The following is a 1,541-nucleotide window of genomic DNA, read 5'->3' as shown; positions in this document are numbered from 1 at the left end:
GGTCACCATCGACATGGGCTCCCTCGGCCCGGACGCGGTCACGGTCGGCGCGGCCACCCTCCCCCTGGCCGCCTTCTTCACCCGCGGCGGCCGCCGTACCCCGCCGGAGCCCCCGTCGGAGGCCCCGAGCTGGCAGACGTCGCTGGAGGTCCGGGGGGCGGCGGGGGCGGGACGGAGTTAGTCGCCGGGTGCGTCAGCTGTCCTCCCGGCGGAGGTAGGCGTCGGTGAGGAGATCGCAGGTGCACCAGTCGCCGGTGCACGGGGTGCCGTACTCCGCGCCGTACGGGCCCAGTCCGGCCATGAGGTCGAGGATCTCGGCGCGTTCGGACGGGGTGAGTGCGGCGGCCGAGCCCTGCTCGAGGCGCTGCCAGTCGGAGGGGAGGTCGTCCACATCGGCGACGAGCCGCCCGTCGACGAAGAGGGTGAACAGCGGGTGCTCGGGGAAGTCGTTGAGGCGCAGGACCCACCACCGTCCCGCGACCCGCGCGGCATGCGGAAAGACGCCCGAGCCCGTGGTGTACCAGGTCATGTCCAGGGGGAGCGGGACACTGCCCGCTCGTGCGGGGCCGCGGGCCATCCTGCGTGCGGCCAGGGGGCCGCGTCCAGAGGGGTTCGGTTCGGGGGCTCGGGCGCGGGCTCGGGTTGCGGGCTCGGGTTGCTGGGCCGTGGCTCGGGGTCCCGGGTCGGCGGGCCGTGGCCCGAGTCGCGAGGCCGTGACTCGCGGGCTCGGGTCGGCGGGCCGTGACTCGCGGCCTCGGGTCGCGGGGCCTGGCTCGGGTCGCGGGGCCTGGCTCGGGTCGCAGGGCCTTGGCTCGGGTCGCAGGGCCTTGGCTCGGGTCGCAGGGCCGTGGCTCGCGGCCTCAGGTCGGCGGGGCCTGGCTCGGGTCGCGGGGCCCTGGCTCAGGTCGCGGGCCGTGGCTCACGGGCCGCGGTAGGCCGCCCGGGTCACGCCGAGTCGCGGATCACGAGTTCGGGGTCGAAGAGCACCGCCGCCTGGGGCTCCGCGGCCGTGCCCGCCACGCGGTCCAGGAGGAGGCGGACCATCTCCGCCGCCATGTCCTCCACCGGCTGACGGACCGTCGTCAGGCGGGGGCGGGATGCCGTCGCCGCGGCGGAGTCGTCGAAGCCGATCACGGCGACGTCCTCCGGCACGCGCCGGCCGTGCTCGCGCAGCACCAGGCACGCCCCCTGCGCCATCAGGTCGTTCGCCGCGAACACCCCGTCCAGGTCCGGCTGTTCGGCGAGCAGCACGCGCATCGCCTGCTCGCCGCCGTCGAGGGTGAAGTCCGCCTCGGCCACCCGCACCGCGCCGCCCGCCAGCGCCTCCCGGAAGCCCGCCACCCGCTCCCGACTCGCCGCGACCTCCGCCGGTCCGCCGATCGCCACCGGGCGGCCGCAGCCCCGCGCCAGCAGGTGCCGCGCCGCCAGCGCCCCGCCCTCGCGGTGGCGCAGGTCGACCCAGTCCAGCCCGACCGCCGGGGCCGGCCGCGCGAAGAGCACCGCGGGCAGGCCCGCGGCCGCGAGCATCCCGGGCAGGGGGT

General features: G+C 77.5%; 2 protein-coding genes and 1 pseudogene. 1 reads left to right on the top strand and 2 read right to left on the bottom strand.

Going from position 1 to position 1,541, the window contains the following annotated elements:
• Positions 1-181, top strand: a pseudogene (locus tag ACWGDE_RS38870) (sugar kinase); the annotation flags it as partial.
• 12 nt (positions 182-193) lie between these two features.
• On the opposite strand, the gene ACWGDE_RS38865 reads toward ACWGDE_RS38870, so the two are convergent.
• On the bottom strand, positions 194-529 hold the full coding sequence (locus ACWGDE_RS38865) for a hypothetical protein (protein ID WP_453393805.1): 336 nt from the start codon (positions 527-529) through the stop codon (positions 194-196).
• A gap of 416 nt (positions 530-945) precedes the next feature.
• A partial coding sequence (locus ACWGDE_RS38860) for a LacI family DNA-binding transcriptional regulator (RefSeq protein WP_453393804.1) occupies positions 946-1,541 on the bottom strand: 596 nt, incomplete at its 5' end.

Source organism: Streptomyces sp. NPDC054956 (genome assembly GCF_053609185.1).
This window is presented reverse-complemented; position numbering and strand designations above follow the sequence as displayed.

Coding starts and splice junctions, on each gene's coding strand:
- ACWGDE_RS38865 (WP_453393805.1), bottom strand. CDS start 529: ATGACCTGGTACACCACGGGCTCGGGCGTCTTTCCGCATGCCGCGCGG.